Genomic DNA, 19,391 nt, shown 5'->3' with positions numbered 1-19,391 from the left:
ATCCATTATTTTATCAAAGCCATACAGACGGCTATTCTGCAAACCTGAAGGTCCCCTTGCTAATCATGGCTGGGCGTCAATTGCTAGTAGCCAGTGTGGGCTGAGGTGTGTGATGGATTTTTTACCAATTTTTACCCAGTTGCAGCAGCAACCCGTGCTGGTGGTCGGTGGTGGTGCTGTGGCCTACCGCAAAATTCAGCTGTTGCTGGCCGCCGGTGCTCAGGTCACAGTGCTGGCCAAACGCATCAGTACAGAAGTACAAGCGTTGCAAGGCGATCAACTAACCTGCATTGAAGCGGCCTTTGGCGAGCACAGCATTGCTCACTACAAACTCATTATTGCTGCTACCGATAAACCAAAGGTCAATGCCGAAATTTTTCAGGCCGCCAACGCCGCCAATATCTGGGTGAATGCTGTGGATGATCCCGAGCACGGCAACTTTATTTTCCCGGCCATTGTCGATCGCAGCCCAATAGTGGTGGCGATATCCTCCGGCGGCCATGCCCCGGTGCTGGCTCGTCGTTTGCGCGAGCGCATTGAGCAGCTGTTGCCGCAGTCGGTCAGCCTGATCGCCCGCTTCGCTGCCGAGTGCCGTCATCGGGTCAAAGCTGCGCTACCGTCCATCAGTGAACGACGTGATTTCTGGGAGCGCTGGTTCGCAGGGCCGGCCCAGCAACTGCTGGCGGCGGGTAAAACCGAGCAAACCGAACAGCTGTTTCAGCAGCAACTGCAGGATTTTGTGCCCAATCAGGGCGAAGTCTGGCTGGTGGGGGCTGGCCCGGGCGATCCGGAGCTGCTCACCATCAAGGCGATGCAATGCATGCAGCAGGCCGATGTGCTGGTGTACGACGGTCTGGTCAGCGCCGATGTGCTGGCGTTGGCACGGCGCGATGCCGAGCGCATCTGCGTGGCCAAACAAGCCGGTTTTCACAGCCTGCCGCAGGATGAAATCAATGCGTTGATCGTCCGGCTGGCGCAAGAAGGCAAACGGGTCTGCCGGTTAAAAGGCGGCGATCCCTTTATTTATGGTCGTGGCGGCGAAGAATGCGAAGCCCTGGTGGCCGCCGGTATTCGTTACAGCGTGGTGCCTGGTGTCACCGCAGCCGCAGGCTGTGCTGCCTATGCCGGCATTCCGCTGACCCACCGCGATTATGCCCAAACGGTGCAACTGGTCACCGGCCACTGCCGCGCCAATGGCGACGAGCCGGACTGGCCGTCACTGGCCAAAGCCCGGCAAACCCTGGTGGTTTATATGGGGCTGATTAACAGCGGCACCCTTAGCCAGCAACTGATTGCCCATGGCCGCAGCGGCGATACGCCGGTCGCCATTATTGAAAATGGCACCCGGCCCGAGCAGCGCACCATTACCGGCACGCTGGCGCAGCTGCCCGAGCTGATCAGCGAGCATCAGGTGAAAAGCCCGGCGCTGATTATTGTCGGTGAAGTGGTGGCACTGGCACCGAATTTACACTGGTTTCAAACATTTGTGGCTGAGCCAAGCGCCAGCCAGGCAGCCTAGGAGCAACTGATGGCTTTATCGCATTTACAACAACTGGAAGCCGAAAGCATCCATATTTTCCGCGAAGTCGCGGCCGAGTTTAAAAAGCCGGTGATGCTGTATTCGATTGGCAAGGACTCATCGGTGCTGCTGCACCTGGCCCGTAAAGCCTTTGCACCGGGAAAAATTCCTTTTCCTTTGCTGCATGTCGATACCGACTGGAAGTTTCGCGAGATGATTGAATTTCGCGACCGCATTGCCAAGGACTACCAGCTGGATTTGCGGGTGCACAAAAACCCGGAAGGCCTGGCCATGGGCATCAACCCCTTTGTACATGGTAGTGCCAAGCACACCGACATCATGAAAACTCAGGGCTTAAAGCAGGCGCTGAACCAGTATGGCTTTGATGCAGCTTTTGGCGGCGCCCGTCGTGATGAAGAAAAATCCCGCGCCAAGGAGCGGGTGTTCTCCTTTCGCGATAAGCACCACCGTTGGGATCCGAAAAACCAGCGGCCTGAGCTGTGGAATCTTTACAACAGCGCCATCAACGAAGGCGAAAGCATCCGGGTATTTCCGTTATCGAACTGGACCGAGCTGGATATCTGGCTTTATATCCTGCAGGAAAACATCGACATCGTGCCGCTGTACCTGGCGAAAGAGCGCCCTGTGGTCAAGCGTGATGGCACCCTGATTATGGTGGATGATGACCGCATGCCGATCGAACCGGGTGAGGTGATTGAACAGAAATCGGTGCGTTTTCGCACCCTCGGCTGCTACCCACTGACCGGCGCCATTGAGTCCACCGCCAACACGCTGGAAGGCATTGTCGAAGAAATGTTACGGGCCCGCACTTCTGAGCGTCAGGGACGGGTGATTGATCAGGATCAGTCCGGGATGGAGCTGAAAAAACGCGAGGGGTACTTCTGATGAGCAGCACCGTTTTGGAAAACACCAGCTTAGAGCAGCAACTGAATGAGCTCGGCATTCGCGGCTACCTGCAGCAGCATCAGGACAAAAGCCTGCTGCGGGTGCTGACCTGTGGCAGTGTAGATGATGGCAAAAGCACCCTGATTGGCCGCCTGCTACACGACAGCCAGCAACTCTATGACGATCAGCTGGATGCGTTAAAGCGCGATCACAAAGGCCGCAACAGCGATGGTGAGCTGGAACTGGCGATGCTGGTAGATGGCCTGCAGGCCGAGCGTGAACAAGGCATCACCATCGACGTGGCCTACCGCTATTTTTCCACCACCAAGCGCAAATTTATTCTGGCCGATACGCCGGGCCATGAGCAGTACACCCGCAATATGGCCACCGGTGCCTCCAACGCCGATGTCGCTATCTTGCTGGTCGATGCCCGCCATGGTGTGCTGACCCAGACCAAGCGCCACAGCTTTATCTGTGCCTTGCTTGGCATCAAGCATTTTGTGGTGGCGGTGAATAAAATGGATTTGATTGGCTATGCCGAAACCGAGTTTAGCCGTATCAAAAAAGACATTCTGGCCATTACTTCCCAGTTGCAGGTACCACAGGTCGATGTGGTGCCACTGAGTGCGCTAAAAGGCGAGAACATCATGAGCCTGTCGGCCAGCATGCCCTGGTACCAGGGCCAGCCACTCTTGCCTTTGCTGGAAACACTGCCGGTGCCGGATCGCAGCGGCCAGCACAGCCGCTTCCCGGTGCAGTACGTCATCCGGCCGGATCTGAACTTCCGTGGTTTTGCCGGTACTGTCACCGGTGGCCGGCTGGCCGTGGGGCAAACAGTGAAAGTCTATCCTTCCGGCCAGCAGAGCACCATTCGCAGCATTGAAACCTTTGCCGGCGCCCAGCCTTCGGCCGAGGCTGGTGAAGCTGTGACGCTGACGTTGCAGGATGAAATCGACATCAGCCGTGGCGACTGGCTGGTGCCAGTGGAAGAAAGCATCACCCAAAGCAACCGAGCCCTGGCCTATCTGGTGTGGTTTAACCAGCAGCCGTTGCAACAAGGCCGTTTGTACGACCTGAAACTGGCCAGTCGCAAAAGCTCAGCCAGCATCAGTAAGCTGGACCATAAGATGAATATCAATACGCTGCAAAAGGTCGAAGCCGACAGTGTGCAGATGAACGACATTGCCCTGGTCGAGCTGGAACTGACCGAAGTGCTGCCACTGGATACCGCCAGTGAGCACCCGGGTACCGGTAACTTTATCCTGGTCGACAGGCTGAGCAACGCCACGGTCGCTGCCGGCCTGGTGCAAACCGTGCTGGCCACCGAGCAAGCCAGTGTGCCGGCCAATTTCTCTGCCTTTGAGTTGGAGCTCAACGCCCTGATCCGCAAACACTTCCCACACTGGCAAGCGGCCGATTTATCGGCACTGAGTCAGGCGCTGTCGGTCCCGGATCGGTCATGACGCTGCAGCAGCTTGGGGTGATAGGCCTGTTGCTGACGCTGATCGCAGGTCTTATCTTTAGCAAGCGCTCGCCGGCCTTTTGGTTTGGCGGCGCTTTGCTGCTGAGCTATCTGGTTGGCTGGCAGCCGCTGGAAAAAGCGCTGACCAACTTCAGCAACCCCTCGCTGATCACCTTGATGCTGTTGCTGCTGGTCTCGCTGGCGATTGAAAAGTCCCAGCTAGTGAGCTGGCTGAGCCGCAGCTTTTCCGGCCAGAACCTCAGTCTGGTTGTGGCCAGACTCAGCCTGGCCAGCGGCTTTTTGTCGTCCTTTGTCAACAATACGGCTGTGGTCTCCACGTTGATGTCGTCGCTGCGCCAGCATCCGCATTTTGCCGCCTCCAGACTGCTGATCCCGCTGTCCTACAGCGCCATTTTGGGCGGCATGCTGACCCTGATTGGCACCTCCACCAACCTGATCGTCAATGGTTTTGTTGAAGAAGCCGGCCATGCCAGTCTGGGATTTTTTGATTTTACCCTGCTGGGCCTGATTGCCTTTGGCGCCGGCTTGCTGGTGCTGATGGTGGGGGCGCACTTTTTGCCCGACACCGGCAAAGACGAACAGACAGCCGCACCTTATTACGTCAGTGCCCGGGTTGCAGACGACAGTCAGCTGATTGGCAAAAGCGTCAGCGACAACGGCCTGCGTGAGCTGCAGCAGCTGTTTTTGGCCGAAATTCAGCGCGGCGAGCAGCTGATTTGCCCGGTCAAGCCCGAGACGGTGCTGGAGCCCGGTGATGAACTGCATTTTGTCGGCGACCTGCAGGCGGTGTCCAAACTGCAGAGCTTTCCCGGCCTGACGCTGGTGCCCGGTGAAGCCGAGCACAGCGGCGAGCTGATGGAGGCGGCCATTAGCTACAGCTCCAAACTGGTTGGCAAAACCCTGAAGCAGGTACGCTTTCGCGAGCAGTACAATGCGGCTGTGATCGCCGTGCGCCGTGGCCATGAGCGCTTAAACGGCGGCCTCGGCAATCTGGTGCTGCATGCCGGCGATGTGTTGATTCTGGCCACCGGCAAGGACTTCCCCGGCCAAAATGAGCTGGGACAGGATTTTATTTACGTTAATGGCCTGGCGATCAGCCAGCCACTGCCGGCCAAACGCAGCCACTGGGTGCTGGGCAGCTTTGCACTGACCCTGCTGCTGTCAATGCTGGATCTGGTGCCGCTGGTAAAAAGCCTGCCGGTGCTGCTGGTGCTCTATCTGGCCAGCTCGGTGATCAACGTCAACGAGCTGAAACGCCGTTTTCCACTGGAGCTTTTTATTATTGTCGGCTCGGCCATTGGTCTGGCGCAGCTGATGATCCAGTCCGGCGTGGCCGGCATGATTGCCGGAGGCCTGAATCAACTGGTGGCCGGTTACGGCCCCTACGGCGCGCTGATTGCCATTTTTGTCGCCACCTGGCTCTTTACCGAAGTGGTCACCAACAACGCCGCGGCCGCCTTGACCTTTCCTATTGCGTACGCGATGGCGCTGGATCTTGGCACCAGCCCGCTGCCCTTTTTTATGGCGGTGGCCTTTGGCGCCTCGGCCAGCTTTATTTCCCCTTTTGGCTACCAGACCAACCTGATGGTCTACAGTGCCGGCAACTATCAGCTGAAAGACTATGCCCGGATCGGTATTCCGATGGCGCTGGTGTACTCGACGGTGGTGCTGCTGTGCCTGCCGTATTTTTACCCGTTTTAACTCTCGGACTGAACACAGATGACTGACAACATTGTATGGCAACAGCACCACACCAACCGCGCCCAGCGAGCCGAACTGTTCGGCCACCGCAGTGGCGTGATCTGGTTTACCGGCTTAAGTGGCTCGGGCAAATCCACCGTGGCCAATGCGCTGGAACAAGCACTGGCCGCCCGGGGCTTTCACACCTACTTGCTCGATGGTGACAATGTACGGCATGGCCTTTGTGCCGATTTGGGCTTTAGTGCCGAGGACCGTACCGAAAACCTGCGTCGGGTGGGCGCCGTCTCTGGCCTGATGGTCGATGCCGGCTTGCTGGTGCTCAGCGCCTTTATTTCACCCTACCGCAGTCAACGCGCTCTGGTGCGCAGCCTGGTGCCGGAGCAGTCCTTTTTGGAGGTGTACATTGCCACGCCACTGGCTATCTGCGAACAGCGCGATGTCAAAGGCCTGTATCAAAAAGCCCGTAAAGGCGAAATCAGCCACTTTACCGGCATCTCCGATCCCTACGAGGCACCGGAGAACCCCGATCTGGTGATCGACACCTCCAGCACAGAGCTAAGCGACAGCATCGAACAACTGTTGCAACTGTTGGCAGAGCGTGGTTGGATCAAGGCAGCACAGAGTACCACCCTTTGATGGAGTGAAGACGATGAAACTACTGCTGCAACAAATCATTCAGTTGGCTGAGCAGGCGGGCGATGCCATTTTAGAAGTCTATCAGCGTGATATTGCGGCGCAGGGCATTCATGCCAAGCAAGACGACTCGCCACTGACCGATGCCGATTTGGCCGCCCAGCAAATCATTAGCGCTCGCCTTTATCAACTAACACCGGATATTCCGGTGTTATCGGAAGAAGCCGCCGCCACCCCCTGGCCCGAGCGCCAGCACTGGCAGCGATTCTGGTTGGTCGATCCTTTGGATGGCACCAAAGAGTTTATTAAGCGCAATGGTGAGTTTACCGTCAATATTGCGCTGATCGAGCAGGGTAAGCCGGTGCTTGGCGTGGTGCATGCACCTGTGCTGGAAAAAACCTGGGCGGCACTCAAAGGTGAAGGCGCCCTGGTACAACATCAAGGCGAGCAGTACCGCATTCATGCCAGCAAGCCAAAGTCTGGCGAAACAGTCAAAGTGGTCGGCAGTCGCAGCCATCCCAGCCCGGAGCTGGCCGGTTATCTTGAGCAGTTTGAATGCTATGAGATGGTGCCGGTCGGCAGTTCGTTAAAATTCTGCCTGGTGGCTGAAGGGGAGGCCCATGTCTATCCACGCTTTGGCCCCACCATGCAGTGGGACACCGGCGCCGGTCATATTGTGGCCGAAGAAGCCGGTGCCACTGTTGCATTTGATGGCTTAGATGATGCCCCTTATCATCGTGAACAGCTACTGAACCCTAACTTTCTGGTATCCGCGCTTTAGAAGCTAAAGCGCGCTCCCAGCTTGCCCTGGGTGAAGGTGCCGCCCAGAAAGTCACCACGCTCAAACTCAGCCAAAAAGGACAGATTGCGGCTTAAAAAGTAGTGCAGGCCGATGGCCTGGGTGAACTGGTTTTTATCCACAATACCGGGCTCATCCAGATATTCATAGCCCAAACGGCCATACAGCTCTACCTGTGGTGAGATCATGCTGCGCAGGGTTGCTTCGGCTTTCAGGTAATCGTATTTGTCCCTATCCAGGAACATCACATTGCCTGCAACGATTTTATCTTCCAGCCGGTAATTGCCAAAATAGCCGGCCAGATCCAGCACAGTATTAGGCGCTACTGGCGTAATGACACCCAGGCCGATGGCGCGGTTGTAGATACGATAATTGTCGTAGCCATCGGCAAAGCGCACCGTATCTTCCACCCGACTGTACTCGCCAGCAACAAACAGATGCTGATTGATTAAAAAAGAGCCCTTTAAACCGAAGCCGCTGTAATCATTGCGCTCGCCTTCAAACTTATCTTCAAAGGATAAAAAGCTGGCTTCAACAAAACGATGGCCTGGCCAGTCACTGGCGGACGCTTGAAAACACAACGCGGTGGCAACCGCTGATACCAATAAAGTAAAACGCATACTGCATCCTCCGGATGAATGGTCAGCTTTTAGCCTAATGAGTTGGGCTTAATTGAAGCTGAACAAGCTTTTGTGATCCCGATTCAGTACACTATGCCAATACTTTCCTGTTACCACGAGCTTGTATGCGTCTGGATAAATTCATCAGCAGCTGCACCGGCCTGACCCGCTCTCAGGCCACCAAAGTGATCCGCCAGGGTCGGGTCGGCGTCAATGGCGAGCCTTGCAAGCAAGGAGCGACCCAGCTCAAAGCGGACGCTACCATCACTCTGGATGACGAACCGCTGGCACTGAGTGGCCCCCGCTATCTGGTGCTGCACAAGCCGGCTGGCTATGTCTGCTCCAGCGATGATCCTGAGCACCCAACGGTGATGATGCTGCTGGATGAGCCGGCGCTGGAGTCACTCAATCCAGTGGGGCGACTCGATCTCGATACCACTGGCTTGCTGCTGATTACCGACGATGGCCAGTGGTTGCATCGCATTACCTCGCCAAAACACCATGTCGCTAAAACCTACCGGGTCTGGCTGGCCGATCCCATTCCAGCCGATGCGGCAGCACAGTTTGCCGAAGGCGTGCTGCTGCGCGGTGAGAAAGACCCCACCCTGCCCGCCGAGCTGGAAGTCATCGCTGAGCGCGAAGCTCTGCTGACTATTCACGAAGGCCGTTACCATCAGGTGAAACGGATGTTTGCTGCTCTTGGCAACAAGGTGGTGCGGCTGCACCGCGAAAAAATCGGTGATTTTCAGCTGCCGGAGGACTTGTCTGAAGGGGATTATCGGTTGTTAACAGAGCAGGAAAAGTACCAGCTACAAACAGTGCAAAAATAAACTTAATAAACGCTTATTTACCATATTGACTAAATTGTAATCTTTGAGTATTTTCAGCCAGCGCAAAGCGCATAACAATAATGATTATGGAGATCTTATGAAAAAGCTTTTAGCTGTTGCTTCTTTAATTGTAGCCAGTGCAACTGTATCGACGACGACTCAAGCAGAAGAACAAATGAACCCATGGACTCATTGCGGTATTGGCGCAATGATTTTTGATAAAAACACTACTGCTGCGGCCATTTCAAATATCATTTGGGATTTAGGTACCACCGCTGTATCTTCCAACATCTCCTCCAAAGATGCTTGTAAAGGCCAGCGTGTTGCAGCCGCTCAATTTTTGCAAGACACCATCGCACAGGTTGAAGAAGAGACCGTCATTGGTGAAGGTGTGCATCTGACGACAGTATTGAACCTGATGGGTTGTGATGCAGCTGTGCATCCGGCATTAATCGGTGAGATGCGTTCACAGCTGGATCTGAATACCGAGGCAAAAGCTGAGACTTATTTCACGCAATTGGAAGCCTCAATTGCAGTAAATTATGCTGCCCAGTGCGCTGTAATTTAAGCACATTCCAGCCTTGATTTGCCCGCTTTATGCGGGCTTTTCTTATTTGCCTGTAGTAATACTATGACTATCAGAATATGGCTTCTCCTTTTTTTGTTAACAAGTGCCCTAAACGTAGCACAAGCTTCAGTCCTCGAGCATTTTCAACAACAAGCTGATAGCTTGCAATTGCAGCATGAGCCTTACTGGCATGCCTTACTCCATTATAAAAAGCACCGGCTGAATACACAGCGTGTTCGTAGCGAAATTCTGGATGACGATTTCTTTCTTGCACCGGATGGACGTACCAACCCGGCCAGCGAGCTGCAAGCTACCCTGGCTGCAATGTTTCAAGACATCAACGAGGACTCAAATCAGCATGCCAGCTGCCGATTTATTGCCCGTACTCATTGGCTCGAAAAAAAGCTCACAGGGTTAGCAGAAGTGCGCCCCCGCTCTGCCTGTACTTTGTTTGAACAGTGGGCAGAGCCCGAGTATCTGGACTCCGTGAGCTTAGTCTTTGCCAGTGGTTACTTAGGCAACCCAGCCTCATTTTATGGCCATATTCTACTGAAACTGAACAGCAACAACCCAGTCAAAACCCACCTGCAGCACCAAAGTCTGAATTATGGCGCGGCAGTGCCGGATCAAGAGAATCCTTTTGCCTACATTATCAAAGGACTTTTTGGCGGTTATCAGTCCACCTTCTCGTATGGTGAGTTTTATAAAAACTCCTTAACGTACGGTGAGCATGAACTCAGAGACTTATGGGAGTATCAGTTAAACCTGACAGATGATGAAGTCTTGCAGCTCACCTACCATGCCTGGGAGTTGATTGGACGCCACCACACCTATTATTTTCTTAAAGAAAATTGTGCTTTTCGCATGGCTCAATTGCTGGAGTTAATTATTGATGCCCGGTTAAAGCCAGACCTGCAACCCTGGGCTATGCCGATCTCTGTATTCCACGAAGTTTCTGGTATAGAGCATCATGGGCAGCCTTTGATCAGAGCAATCAAACTCCATCCATCCAGACAACACCGCTTTTACCAGAAATATCAGCAACTGAATGCTGTTCAACAACAAGCCGTTGCAGCCATTATCCATCATGACTTCAGGGTGCAGAACTTCTTAGAGCCACTGCCATCAGCAGAGCAGCAAGCTCAAGTATTGGAAGCCTTATTCGATTATGTGGAATTCGCTTATTTGGGCGAGCCTGAAGCTATTCAGCAAAAAAAACAGGGGCTGCTGCAAGCAAGGTTAATGCTGCCAGTGCTACCGCCAGCTCCATTTCCACAACCAGAGCAATTTCCTCATCAAAGTACGCGCCCTTCCATGTGGCAACTGCAAGCTTCGCATAAAAGCGACAAATTTATACCCGGTGTGCGATTCCGGGCAGCCTATTACGATTTATTGACCGCTCAGACGGGCCAGCCACCTTTTTCTGCGTTAGGCATGTTTGATGTCACTTTAGCAAGAGAAGAGCAACGTTTCGTCATCCAACAATTTGAGCTGTTACGTATCGAGCAAATGAATTTATCCACCACAGGCTTACCTGCCGATGCTGGTTTTGCCTGGAAAGTTGCACTTGGTTACCGGTCGCTGACCCGTCACTGCTCTGATTGCCGTCACCTATATGCCGAAGGTGGTCTGGGAAAAGCCATTCGCTTCCAAGAGTATGGGATTGTCTATGCCATGCTGGATGGACGGCTTCACCCTGCCGGAGAGCAGCTTAACTTGGTCAGCGCTATTGGCAGGCTTGGCACTATTGTCGATATCCATCCAGGCTGGCGCAGCCAACTGGAGTTTGGCTGGAATAGTTACGCTCAATCCGGTCATCAGAGTTATGGCTGGTACCGCTGGCACAACCGCTTTGGTCAGAGTCCTGATTGGGATATCCGGCTATCCTTGGACACTACCCAAGACGCTACACAGTGGACACTGTCCTACAGTCGTTATTGGTAACGATGTGACTTTTACCAAATCACGGCTAAACTTAAAAAAATAACAATGAGGGCAACTGCATGAACTTTATTATCTTTTTATTGATTGGCGCCTTAGCAGGCTGGTTGGCCGGGCAATTAATGAAAGGCCGGGGCTTTGGTCTGGTGGTCAATATTGTGGTCGGGGTCGTAGGCTCGTTTATTGGCGGCCTGGTATTCTCTGCACTGGGGCTTGGGCCAACCAACCTGCTCGGCACCTTGATTATGGCCACCATTGGTGCTGTGGTACTGCTGTTCTTACTCAGCTTAATTAATAAGAAAGCCTGAGTGCGCTTAATCAAATAAATCCGGCTCGGTAGCAGGGCTGTTTGCGGCCCCGCTGCCACCATTTTTTTGTTCACGCCGTTTTTTACGCTGCGCCAGCAACTTTAAAATACGGGCTTTTTCCACTACCGGCTTTTGTGGCCAGTTAAAGCGTTCTTCGCGTGAGCGCAGGCAGCCTTTGCAATAACCGCGGTTATCGCTTTCGCAGACCCCAATGCAGGGGTTGGGCAAATCAAACAGCTCTAACTGATCCATCCGGGCTCGCTGACAATGGCCGATAACTGCAGTGTACTCCGCCAGACAGAAGCTGTGCAAATCGCTCTACAGCGGCTTTTTTGCGATAAATTGCGTATCTGCCGAAAAAAGCGTTGACTTCAGACTGATAGACGGCTATTTATATAGGCAACTGGCGTGGTTTTTCACCACAGCCCCAATTAACCGTTAGAGTTAGTGAAGAATTACAAGATGCGTTTAGCAACCGTTCTGAACATTATTGTCCTCGTAGTCGTGGTGATTATTAGTCGCTGCGGGGGCTTGCGTTTGGAATTTACCAGCTAAATAACCAGATTCCAAAGAACCCCCGCTCCGCAAGGACCGGGGGTTTTTTCGTTTCCTGGCCTTGCAAAAAGCGGGTTTAGAGCATGCAGAGGAAACACAATGAAAGGCGCAGATTTGGTAATGAAGGTGCTGCAGCAGCACGGGGTAGACAGCATCTTCGGCTACCCCGGTGGGGCTATCATGCCGATTTACGATGCCATCTACCATAGCCCTGTAAAGCACTACCTGTGCCGGCATGAGCAGGGTGGTGCCTTTTCTGCCATCGGCTATGCCCGCAGCTCTGGCAAGGTCGGTGTCTGCCTGGCGACTTCGGGCCCGGGTGCAACCAACCTGATCACCTCGCTGGCCGATGCCTTGCTGGACTCGGTGCCTTTGGTGGCGATCACCGGCCAGGTGTCACAGGGCGTGATGGGTACTGATGCTTTTCAGGAAATCGATGTGCTGGGGCTTAGCCTGCCGGTCACCAAGCACAGTTTTTTGGTGGAACACATCGATGCGCTGGAAGACACCCTGCATCAGGCCTTTGCCCTGGCACAAAGCGGCCGCCCCGGCCCGGTGCTGGTGGATATTCCAAAAAACATCCAACAGGCCGAAGTCAGCTGCAACTTAAAGCCGGTGTCTGCTGCACCAAAATCGTCATTACCACAGGTTGCGGCCGACCAGCTGCACCAAGCCCGCGCACTGATTGCTGCTGCCGAACGGCCCATCGCGTACATCGGTGGTGGCGTCCATATGGCTGATGCCATCGCCGAGCTGCAGCAGTTTTTAACCGAAAGCGCCATGCCATCGGTCACCACCTTAAAAGCCATGGGATCAGTGGCCAAAGACAACCCCTATTATCTCGGCATGCTGGGCATGCATGGCACTCAGGCGGCTAATCTGGCGGTGCAGCAATGCGATTTGCTGGTGTGTCTGGGCGCTCGTTTTGATGATCGGGTCACCGGCAAGCTGGACAGCTTTGCGCCACATGCCAAGGTGATCCAGTTGGATATCGACCCGGCCGAAATCAACAAGCTGCGCCGGCCTGATTGCGCCATGCTGGGTGATATGAAACAGGTACTGCCTGCGATCAGCACAGCAACCCACTGTCAGCCATGGCTTGAGCATTGCCTGGCACTAAAGCAGCAGCACGGCTGGCGCTACGATCATCCGGGCGAGCGGATTTATGCGCCGCTGTTTTTAAAGCAGCTGAGCGATCGCCTGCCGGATAACAGCGTGGTCTGCTGCGATGTCGGCCAGCATCAGATGTGGGTGGCGCAGCACATGCGCTTTAACCACCCGCGCAATCATTTAAGCAGTGGCGGTTTGGGCACCATGGGTTTTGGCTTGCCGGCTGCCATCGGTGCCAAGCTGGCCCGGCCAGAGGATACGGTGCTGGCAGTCTGCGGCGATGGTTCCTTTATGATGAATGTGCAGGAGCTGGGCACCATCAAGCGCTTTCGGCTGCCGGTGAAAATCGTGGTGGTGGACAACCAGCGCCTTGGCATGGTGAAGCAGTGGCAGCAGTTGTTCTTTAACGAGCGCTACAGCGAAACCGATTTATCGGACAACCCGGATTTTGTCGCGCTGGCGGCCGCTTTTGCGATACCGGGCCATACCATCAGCCGCAAAGACGAAGTGGCCGATGCGATGGAAGCCATGCTGACCTGGCCCGGCCCCTATTTGCTGCATGTACGGATTGATGAACAAGACAACGTCTGGCCCCTGGTACCACCAGGAGCCGCCAACGAAGATATGTTAACGGAGAGAGCGCAATGAACCATGTACTGACCATCCAAACCAAAAATCAGGCGGTAGTGCTGGAGCGCGTGCTGCAAGTCACCCGTTACCGTGGCTTCCAGCTCACCGGCCTAGAGATGAAACCACAAAGCAGCCAGGCCGGCTTGCTGCTGACCTTGTCGATTGCCAGTGACAAACCAATCCATCTGCTGACCAGCCAACTGAACAAGCTGGTCGATGTCGAGCAATTGGAGCTGCACAGCGAGCAACTGGCGTCACTGAGAGCCTGATTTCAACTTTTTTGCTAATGTTAACGATGCCCAGCGGCATCAGGGAGTATCCACGCAATGCCAAAATTACGATCCGCCACCGTCACCGAAGGCAGAAACATGGCCGGGGCCAGAGCGCTGTGGCGTGCCACCGGTGTCAAAGACAGCGACTTCGGCAAGCCCATCATCGCGGTGGTGAATTCATTTTGTGAATTTGTGCCAGGTCATGTGCATCTGCGCGATTTAGGCAAGCTGGTCGCTGCCAGCATCGCCGAAGCCGGTGGTATCGCCAAAGAGTTCAATACCATAGCGGTGGACGATGGCATTGCCATGGGCCATGGCGGCATGCTGTACAGTTTGCCGTCGCGCGAACTGATCGCCGACTCGGTCGAGTACATGGTCAATGCCCACTGCGCCGATGCCATGGTGTGTATCTCCAACTGCGATAAAATCACCCCCGGCATGCTGATGGCTGCGATGCGCCTGAATGTGCCGGTGATCTTTGTATCCGGCGGCCCGATGGAAGCCGGCAAAACCAAGTTGTCGGATCAAATCATCAAGCTCGATCTGGTCGATGCCATGGTGTCGGCGGCTGATCCCAAGGTCAGTGACAGCGACAGCGAGGCGATAGAGCGCAGCGCCTGCCCAACCTGCGGCTCCTGCTCCGGCATGTTTACCGCCAACTCGATGAACTGCCTGGTCGAAGCACTGGGCTTAGGCCAGCCAGGCAATGGCTCCTTACTGGCCACCCATGCCGATCGCAAAGAACTGTTTGTCCAGGCCGGTTACCGCATTATGGAGCTGTGCAACCGCTGGTACCACAACGACGATGCCGGCGCTTTGCCGCGCAACATTGCCAGCAAGGCTGCCTTTGAAAATGCCATGATGCTGGATATCGCCATGGGCGGCTCCACCAACACCGTACTGCATTTGCTGGCCGCAGCGCTGGAAGGCGAGGTGGATTTCAGCATGGCCGATATTGACCGGTTATCGCGGATCGTACCGCACCTGTGCAAGGTCGCACCCTCGACCCAGAAATACCATATGGAAGACGTGCATCGCGCCGGGGGCGTGATGGGCATTCTGGCCGAGCTAAACCGCGCCGGTTTGCTGGACCCAAGCACCGGCCATGTTTGTGGTGGCAGCATGGGGGAAGTTCTGGCCAAGTGGGACATCAAAACCAGCCAGCACGAACAGGTGAAGCAATTCTACATGGCCGGCCCGGCCGGCATCCGCACCACCCAGGCTTTTTCACAGAATTGCCGTTACCCCAGCCTGGATGATGACCGCGAACAAGGCTGCATTCGCAGCAAAGAGCACGCCTATTCACAAGATGGTGGCCTGGCGGTACTGAGCGGCAATCTGGCACCCAATGGCTGCATTGTGAAAACTGCCGGGGTGGATGAAGAATGTCTGGTATTCAATGGCCGGGCGCGGATCTTTGAAAGTCAGGACGACGCCGTTGCCGCCATTCTGGCTGGCAAGGTCGTGGCCGGTGATGCGGTGATTATTCGCTACGAAGGCCCGAAAGGTGGCCCTGGCATGCAGGAAATGCTGTACCCGACCAGTTACCTGAAGTCGATGGGGCTGGGCAAGTCCTGCGCGCTGATCACCGATGGCCGTTTTTCCGGTGGCACCTCCGGCTTGTCCATTGGCCACGTCTCGCCGGAAGCCGCCAGTGGTGGTGCCATAGCGCTGGTGCAGGAAGGCGATCGGATTGAGATTGATATTCCGGGGCGCAAAATTGCCATTGCCATCAGCGATGAGGAACTGGCAGAGCGCCGCACCGCGATGGAAGCGAAAGGTGCTAAGGCCTGGAAACCGCTGGATCGGCAGCGCGTGGTCAGCAATGCGCTGAAAGCCTACGCCATGCTGGCCAGCAGTGCCGATAAAGGCGCGGTGCGGGATTTGTCGAAGTTGGAAGGCTAGTACCCAGCAAAGCGCAGACAGGTAACAACATCAGAGTAAGCTGCACACAAGGACGCCGTGAATACATCCCTGTAGGCTCGGCTCCAGCATCCATGCTGTAGACGCCTTGTTTAGCAGCTTGTGGTCTTCGCCAGCGAGTCCTGTGTAGCGGCTGAAAAGCAGTCAAAAGTAGCAGCAAGTAGTGATCAATCAATGGAGTAGCAATGAATAACCTGGCAACAGCACAACCCGCCCCGGCAGATACCGATGTGATGCAGCAGTATCTACGCGAGATTTTGTTGTCGCCAGTGTATCAGGCGGCGGTAGAAACCCCGACCCAGCCGATGGCCAAGCTAAGCCAGCGGCTGGGGCAACAGGTGTGGCTTAAGCGCGAAGACAAGCAACCAGTGTATTCCTTCAAACTGCGTGGTGCCTTTCACAAGCTGCACAAAGTGAAGCAGCAGAGCCCGGATGCGCGGGTGGTTTGTGCCTCGGCCGGCAATCATGCCCAGGGCGTGGCGCTATCGGCCAGCAAGCTGGGCCTGCAGGCCACCATAGTGATGCCAATCACCACCCCGGAAATCAAAGTGGCGGCGGTGAAAGCACTGGGCGGCAAAGTAGTGCAGCACGGCACCGGTTTTGATGAAGCCAACCGCTTTGCCATGGAGCTAGCCGAAACCGAAGGGGCCTGCTACATCCCGCCTTTTGACGATCCGGATGTGATTGCCGGTCAGGGCACGGTCGCAAAAGAACTGCTGACCCAGCACAATCAGCTGGATGCAGTCTTTATTCCGGTCGGTGGCGGTGGTTTACTGGCAGGCATGGCGGTCTATATCAAGGCGGTGTTGCCGCATGTCAAAGTGATAGGGGTCGAGCCGGACGATGCCAACTGTTTACAGGCCGCGCTAAAAGCCGGTACGCCGATGACGCTGGAGCGGGTTGGCCTTTTTGCCGATGGGGTGGCAGTCAAGCGCATTGGCAGCGAAAACTTCAAACTGGCGCAGCAGTATTGCGATGATGTAATTACCGTCAGCAGCGATGAAATCTGCGCCGCCATCAAGGACATATTCGACGATTTGCGCGCTGTGGCCGAACCTGCTGGCGCCCTGGCGTTGGCAGGGTTAAAGAAATACAGCCAGCAGGCCGGTACCGCGCCCAACCAACAACTGGCGGCGGTATTAAGTGGGGCCAACCTGAATTTCGATACCCTGCGCTATGTCTCGGAGCGCTGCGAGCTGGGTGAGAAAAAAGAAGCCGTGCTGGCTGTGACTATCCCGGAGCAGACTGGCAGCTTCCGCCGCTTTTGCCAGACGTTGGGCGGTCGCGCCATCACCGAGTTTAACTACCGCTACGCCAGCGATCACAAAGCCCATATCTTTGTTGGCATCAAATTACGGCATGGAGTGCAGGAGCTGAATACCGTCAAGCAGGCACTGCAGGATGCCGGTTACGACTTTCTGGATTTATCCGATGATGAGCTGGCTAAATTGCATGTGCGCCATATGGTCGGTGGCCTGCCGCCCCGGCCCTTGACCGAGCAGGTGTATCAGTTCAACTTCCCGGAGTACCCGGGCGCGTTGATGAATTTCCTCAACACGCTGGGGGAACACCAAAACATCACGCTGTTTCACTACCGCAATCACGGCGCCGCTACCGGCGATGTGCTGGCAGGCTTTGAAGTGGCCGAACACAACGACATCGCCGAGCACTTAAACACCCTGGGCTACGAATACCGTTTGGTTAGTGATAATCAGAGCTACCTGACTTTTTTAACTGCGGGAAGATGAGATTCAGCAAACTCTTGCTGTGGACTAAAAGCGCAGCTACAATCCGCCCGATTTTTAACCAGGAGTAAATGCATGAGTAAGCCAGCAACAACCGAGCATGGCCGCGGGGAAATTCGCGATAATGCCATGAAAGCCTTAGTCACCAGCAAAGTATTTCAAACCAGGGTGGTGAAGGCGAAAAAAGGCAAAGGGTCCTACCAACGAAAAGGGCGTAATTCAAAAGATTACGCCCTTGTTGTTTCTATGCCATTTTCACAGGTCCCGCGCTGATAAAATGACATTGGTTATTTGCAGTGGTTGTGTTATTTTTCAGTAACAATAATTGCTACCTGTAGTTCATATATGCTTAAAAGTCTGATTTCTTTTCTTGCGCTCATTTGGCCTTTCTGGCTATGTGCTAACCCTTCAGTCATGAAAATGGCTGTGCTTGAGTATTATCCGCGCTGTGACTACAAAGTTATTTCATCCATAAATCAGCAGATGGAGCAAGCATCAAGCAGTGAGCAATTGCACGAGGAGTCAGCAAGCCTGTTGCAGGCTTTGGTGCAAAAATTAAAAGCAGAGGCTCAGTCTGTCGGTGCTGATGCGATTATTTTGAATTCTGTATCCCAACTCAGAGTCCATGATGCACCCACGGTTCCAAGCTCTGATGTCCTAAAGAACAGGAGAGCCAGGCGGCAAAACAACTCACAAGCGAATAGCATGACCTTATGGGCCAGTATTAACGCCGACTTTATTCAGTTGTGCGAAGAGGACCCTACCTTACCAAGAAAAAATACGCCCTTTGACGCAGCAGGTGTAGACTTAAACAACAAGCAGAGTCTCACTTTCGAAATCTCCTTTTCAGCGGACACTCAGATAACCTCCACTGAAAAAGAAGGTACTCGGCCTCTCTCAGACACTCTGGGTTTAAAGCAAGGGTTCTATGGGATTAAGCTTGGGATCTCGCCAGAGAATTTGGTGGCATGGCTTGGGCCAACATCTGTTGAGCTTCACCTGGAAAATAACGCCAAAGCGCTCGCATATGGGCGAAATCATTGGTTTTATTTTATCGACAATCAACTGGTAAGGATGGAGATTGGTAATCGGCATTTATCGGCTTTGGCAGAAGGGATGATTCCGGCGGATGCTTACTTTGATGACATCCAGCGTTGGCAACTGGATGGTAAATTTAGCTACGGAAGCACCCTGGAGACATTGCAGGCACATTATACTGACTCTTTGCAACAGCTTGCCGCAGACCGGTTTGCTTTAAGTCATCAACAGCATCAACTTGAACTTTATTTTGTCAACTACTTGAATATAGCTAGCGGCAAACAAGAAGCAAAGCTGAATAAAGTGGTGCTCAGAGATACCCAGCTTGACCATGAAGGATACCAATTAAGTTATTTGCCCGAAGCTAAATTACTGGAGATTCTGCAATCATTCTCATTGGATCATGAACTCGAAGAGATCATGGGGCATATCCTGCCAAAGCTGAGAGCGTCACATCATCTGCAGTTGCGAGGAGCCGAAAGGTTGTATGTTTTAAGCCCGAACTTTGCAATGCAATTTGATGGTTCTAAGCCGAGGACATTACTATTTCAACCAGTGCTCATTGGCGACGCTCACGCTCAGCCGTTAAGCCGTTTGCTTGCAGAAGCTGGCTTGCCCGGGACATTGCAACAGTTCCGCAATAAATACCAGGATAGCGTTTTTTCTTTTGAGCAGGATATCTATTACATCAATAATTACGATCTGGTGCTGCAATATGATGATGAGGATAGCATCCTCAGCCTACGTATTCGTTCCTATTAAGGCCAGCATAGCCATGCGTTGGTGGGGTGAGCTGGTTTTGCTTCAGTG

Annotated in this window: 18 protein-coding genes; 16 read left to right on the top strand and 2 right to left on the bottom strand. The window is 54.1% G+C overall.

The genetic code is table 11. The features are described from left to right. The first annotated feature begins 112 nt into the window (after positions 1–112). Genes cysG through cysQ form a run of 6 tightly spaced genes read left to right on the top strand, consistent with a single transcriptional unit; the run spans position 113 to position 7,023 of the window. Positions 113–1,519: a siroheme synthase CysG gene (gene cysG / locus ABC502_RS13750; protein WP_330087718.1), complete on the top strand. Its 1,407-nt coding sequence runs from the start codon at positions 113–115 to the stop codon at positions 1,517–1,519. 9 nt (positions 1,520–1,528) lie between these two features. After that, the gene (cysD, locus tag ABC502_RS13745) at positions 1,529–2,425 is read left to right on the top strand and encodes a sulfate adenylyltransferase subunit CysD (protein ID WP_330129124.1); all 897 of its coding nucleotides are present in this window, start codon (positions 1,529–1,531) and stop codon (positions 2,423–2,425) included. Beyond that, positions 2,425–3,888 carry a sulfate adenylyltransferase subunit CysN gene (cysN, locus tag ABC502_RS13740; RefSeq protein ID WP_345916247.1) on the top strand — a complete coding sequence of 488 codons (1,464 nt, stop codon included), beginning with the start codon at positions 2,425–2,427 and terminating at the stop codon, positions 3,886–3,888. The genes cysD and cysN overlap by 1 nt, the downstream gene beginning before the upstream one ends. Beyond that, positions 3,885–5,609, top strand: coding sequence for an SLC13 family permease (locus ABC502_RS13735; protein WP_345916246.1), 1,725 nt, complete (start codon positions 3,885–3,887; stop codon positions 5,607–5,609). Before cysN ends, ABC502_RS13735 begins: the two co-directional genes overlap by 4 nt. An 18-nt stretch (positions 5,610–5,627) precedes the next feature. Next, the gene (gene cysC, locus ABC502_RS13730) at positions 5,628–6,245 is read left to right on the top strand and encodes an adenylyl-sulfate kinase (RefSeq protein ID WP_345916245.1); all 618 of its coding nucleotides are present in this window, start codon (positions 5,628–5,630) and stop codon (positions 6,243–6,245) included. Between the two features lie 13 nt (positions 6,246–6,258). Further along, on the top strand, positions 6,259–7,023 hold the full coding sequence (gene cysQ / locus ABC502_RS13725; protein WP_330087713.1) for a 3'(2'),5'-bisphosphate nucleotidase CysQ: 765 nt from the start codon (positions 6,259–6,261) through the stop codon (positions 7,021–7,023). Here cysQ and ABC502_RS13720 read toward each other — a convergent pair. After that, positions 7,020–7,661, bottom strand: a complete 642-nt coding sequence (locus ABC502_RS13720) for a hypothetical protein (protein WP_330087712.1) — start codon at positions 7,659–7,661, stop codon at positions 7,020–7,022. The two genes, cysQ and ABC502_RS13720, sit on opposite strands and share 4 nt — an antisense overlap. 125 nt (positions 7,662–7,786) lie before the next feature. Between ABC502_RS13720 and rsuA the strand changes: the two genes are divergently transcribed. From rsuA to ABC502_RS13700, 4 genes are all read left to right on the top strand, one after another. After that, positions 7,787–8,491, top strand: coding sequence for a 16S rRNA pseudouridine(516) synthase RsuA (rsuA, locus tag ABC502_RS13715; protein ID WP_345916244.1), 705 nt, complete (start codon positions 7,787–7,789; stop codon positions 8,489–8,491). 97 nt (positions 8,492–8,588) lie between these two features. Continuing rightward, a complete protein-coding gene (locus tag ABC502_RS13710) occupies positions 8,589–9,059 on the top strand; it encodes a DUF3015 family protein (protein WP_345916243.1) in 471 nt (156 codons plus the stop codon). A gap of 93 nt (positions 9,060–9,152) precedes the next feature. Further along, positions 9,153–11,003: a DUF4105 domain-containing protein gene (locus ABC502_RS13705; RefSeq protein ID WP_345916241.1), complete on the top strand. Its 1,851-nt coding sequence runs from the start codon at positions 9,153–9,155 to the stop codon at positions 11,001–11,003. Between the two features lie 59 nt (positions 11,004–11,062). Then, positions 11,063–11,308, top strand: a complete 246-nt coding sequence (locus tag ABC502_RS13700; RefSeq protein WP_228592997.1) for a GlsB/YeaQ/YmgE family stress response membrane protein — start codon at positions 11,063–11,065, stop codon at positions 11,306–11,308. 6 nt (positions 11,309–11,314) lie between these two features. Here the strand turns inward: ABC502_RS13700 and ABC502_RS13695 are convergent, their stop codons facing one another. Then, complete coding sequence (locus tag ABC502_RS13695; protein ID WP_345916240.1) at positions 11,315–11,560, bottom strand: DUF1289 domain-containing protein; 246 nt, start codon at positions 11,558–11,560, stop codon at positions 11,315–11,317. Between the two features lie 402 nt (positions 11,561–11,962). On the opposite strand from ABC502_RS13695, the gene ilvG reads away from it, so the two are divergent. The 6 genes from ilvG to ABC502_RS13665 all read left to right on the top strand — a co-directional run bounded on the left by ilvG (position 11,963) and on the right by ABC502_RS13665 (position 19,343). Further along, positions 11,963–13,621, top strand: a complete 1,659-nt coding sequence (ilvG, locus tag ABC502_RS13690) for an acetolactate synthase 2 catalytic subunit (protein WP_345916239.1) — start codon at positions 11,963–11,965, stop codon at positions 13,619–13,621. Next, positions 13,618–13,872, top strand: coding sequence for an acetolactate synthase 2 small subunit (ilvM, locus tag ABC502_RS13685; protein ID WP_330129135.1), 255 nt, complete (start codon positions 13,618–13,620; stop codon positions 13,870–13,872). Before ilvG ends, ilvM begins: the two co-directional genes overlap by 4 nt. A 57-nt stretch (positions 13,873–13,929) precedes the next feature. After that, on the top strand, positions 13,930–15,780 hold the full coding sequence (ilvD, locus tag ABC502_RS13680; protein ID WP_345916238.1) for a dihydroxy-acid dehydratase: 1,851 nt from the start codon (positions 13,930–13,932) through the stop codon (positions 15,778–15,780). 203 nt (positions 15,781–15,983) lie between these two features. Next, positions 15,984–17,546, top strand: a complete 1,563-nt coding sequence (gene ilvA, locus ABC502_RS13675; protein ID WP_345916237.1) for a threonine ammonia-lyase, biosynthetic — start codon at positions 15,984–15,986, stop codon at positions 17,544–17,546. A gap of 72 nt (positions 17,547–17,618) precedes the next feature. After that, a complete protein-coding gene (locus ABC502_RS13670) occupies positions 17,619–17,816 on the top strand; it encodes a ribosome alternative rescue factor ArfA (protein ID WP_345916236.1) in 198 nt (65 codons plus the stop codon). A 72-nt stretch (positions 17,817–17,888) separates the two neighbouring features. Beyond that, positions 17,889–19,343, top strand: coding sequence for a hypothetical protein (locus ABC502_RS13665; protein ID WP_345916235.1), 1,455 nt, complete (start codon positions 17,889–17,891; stop codon positions 19,341–19,343). Positions 19,344–19,391 lie beyond the last annotated feature (48 nt).

The organism is Alkalimonas sp. NCh-2 (assembly GCF_039631345.1).
In the GTDB taxonomy this organism is placed as follows: domain Bacteria; phylum Pseudomonadota; class Gammaproteobacteria; order Enterobacterales; family Alteromonadaceae; genus Alkalimonas; species Alkalimonas mucilaginosa.
The sequence above is the reverse complement of the archived record's forward strand: the minus strand, read 5'-3'. Positions and strand labels throughout refer to the sequence as shown.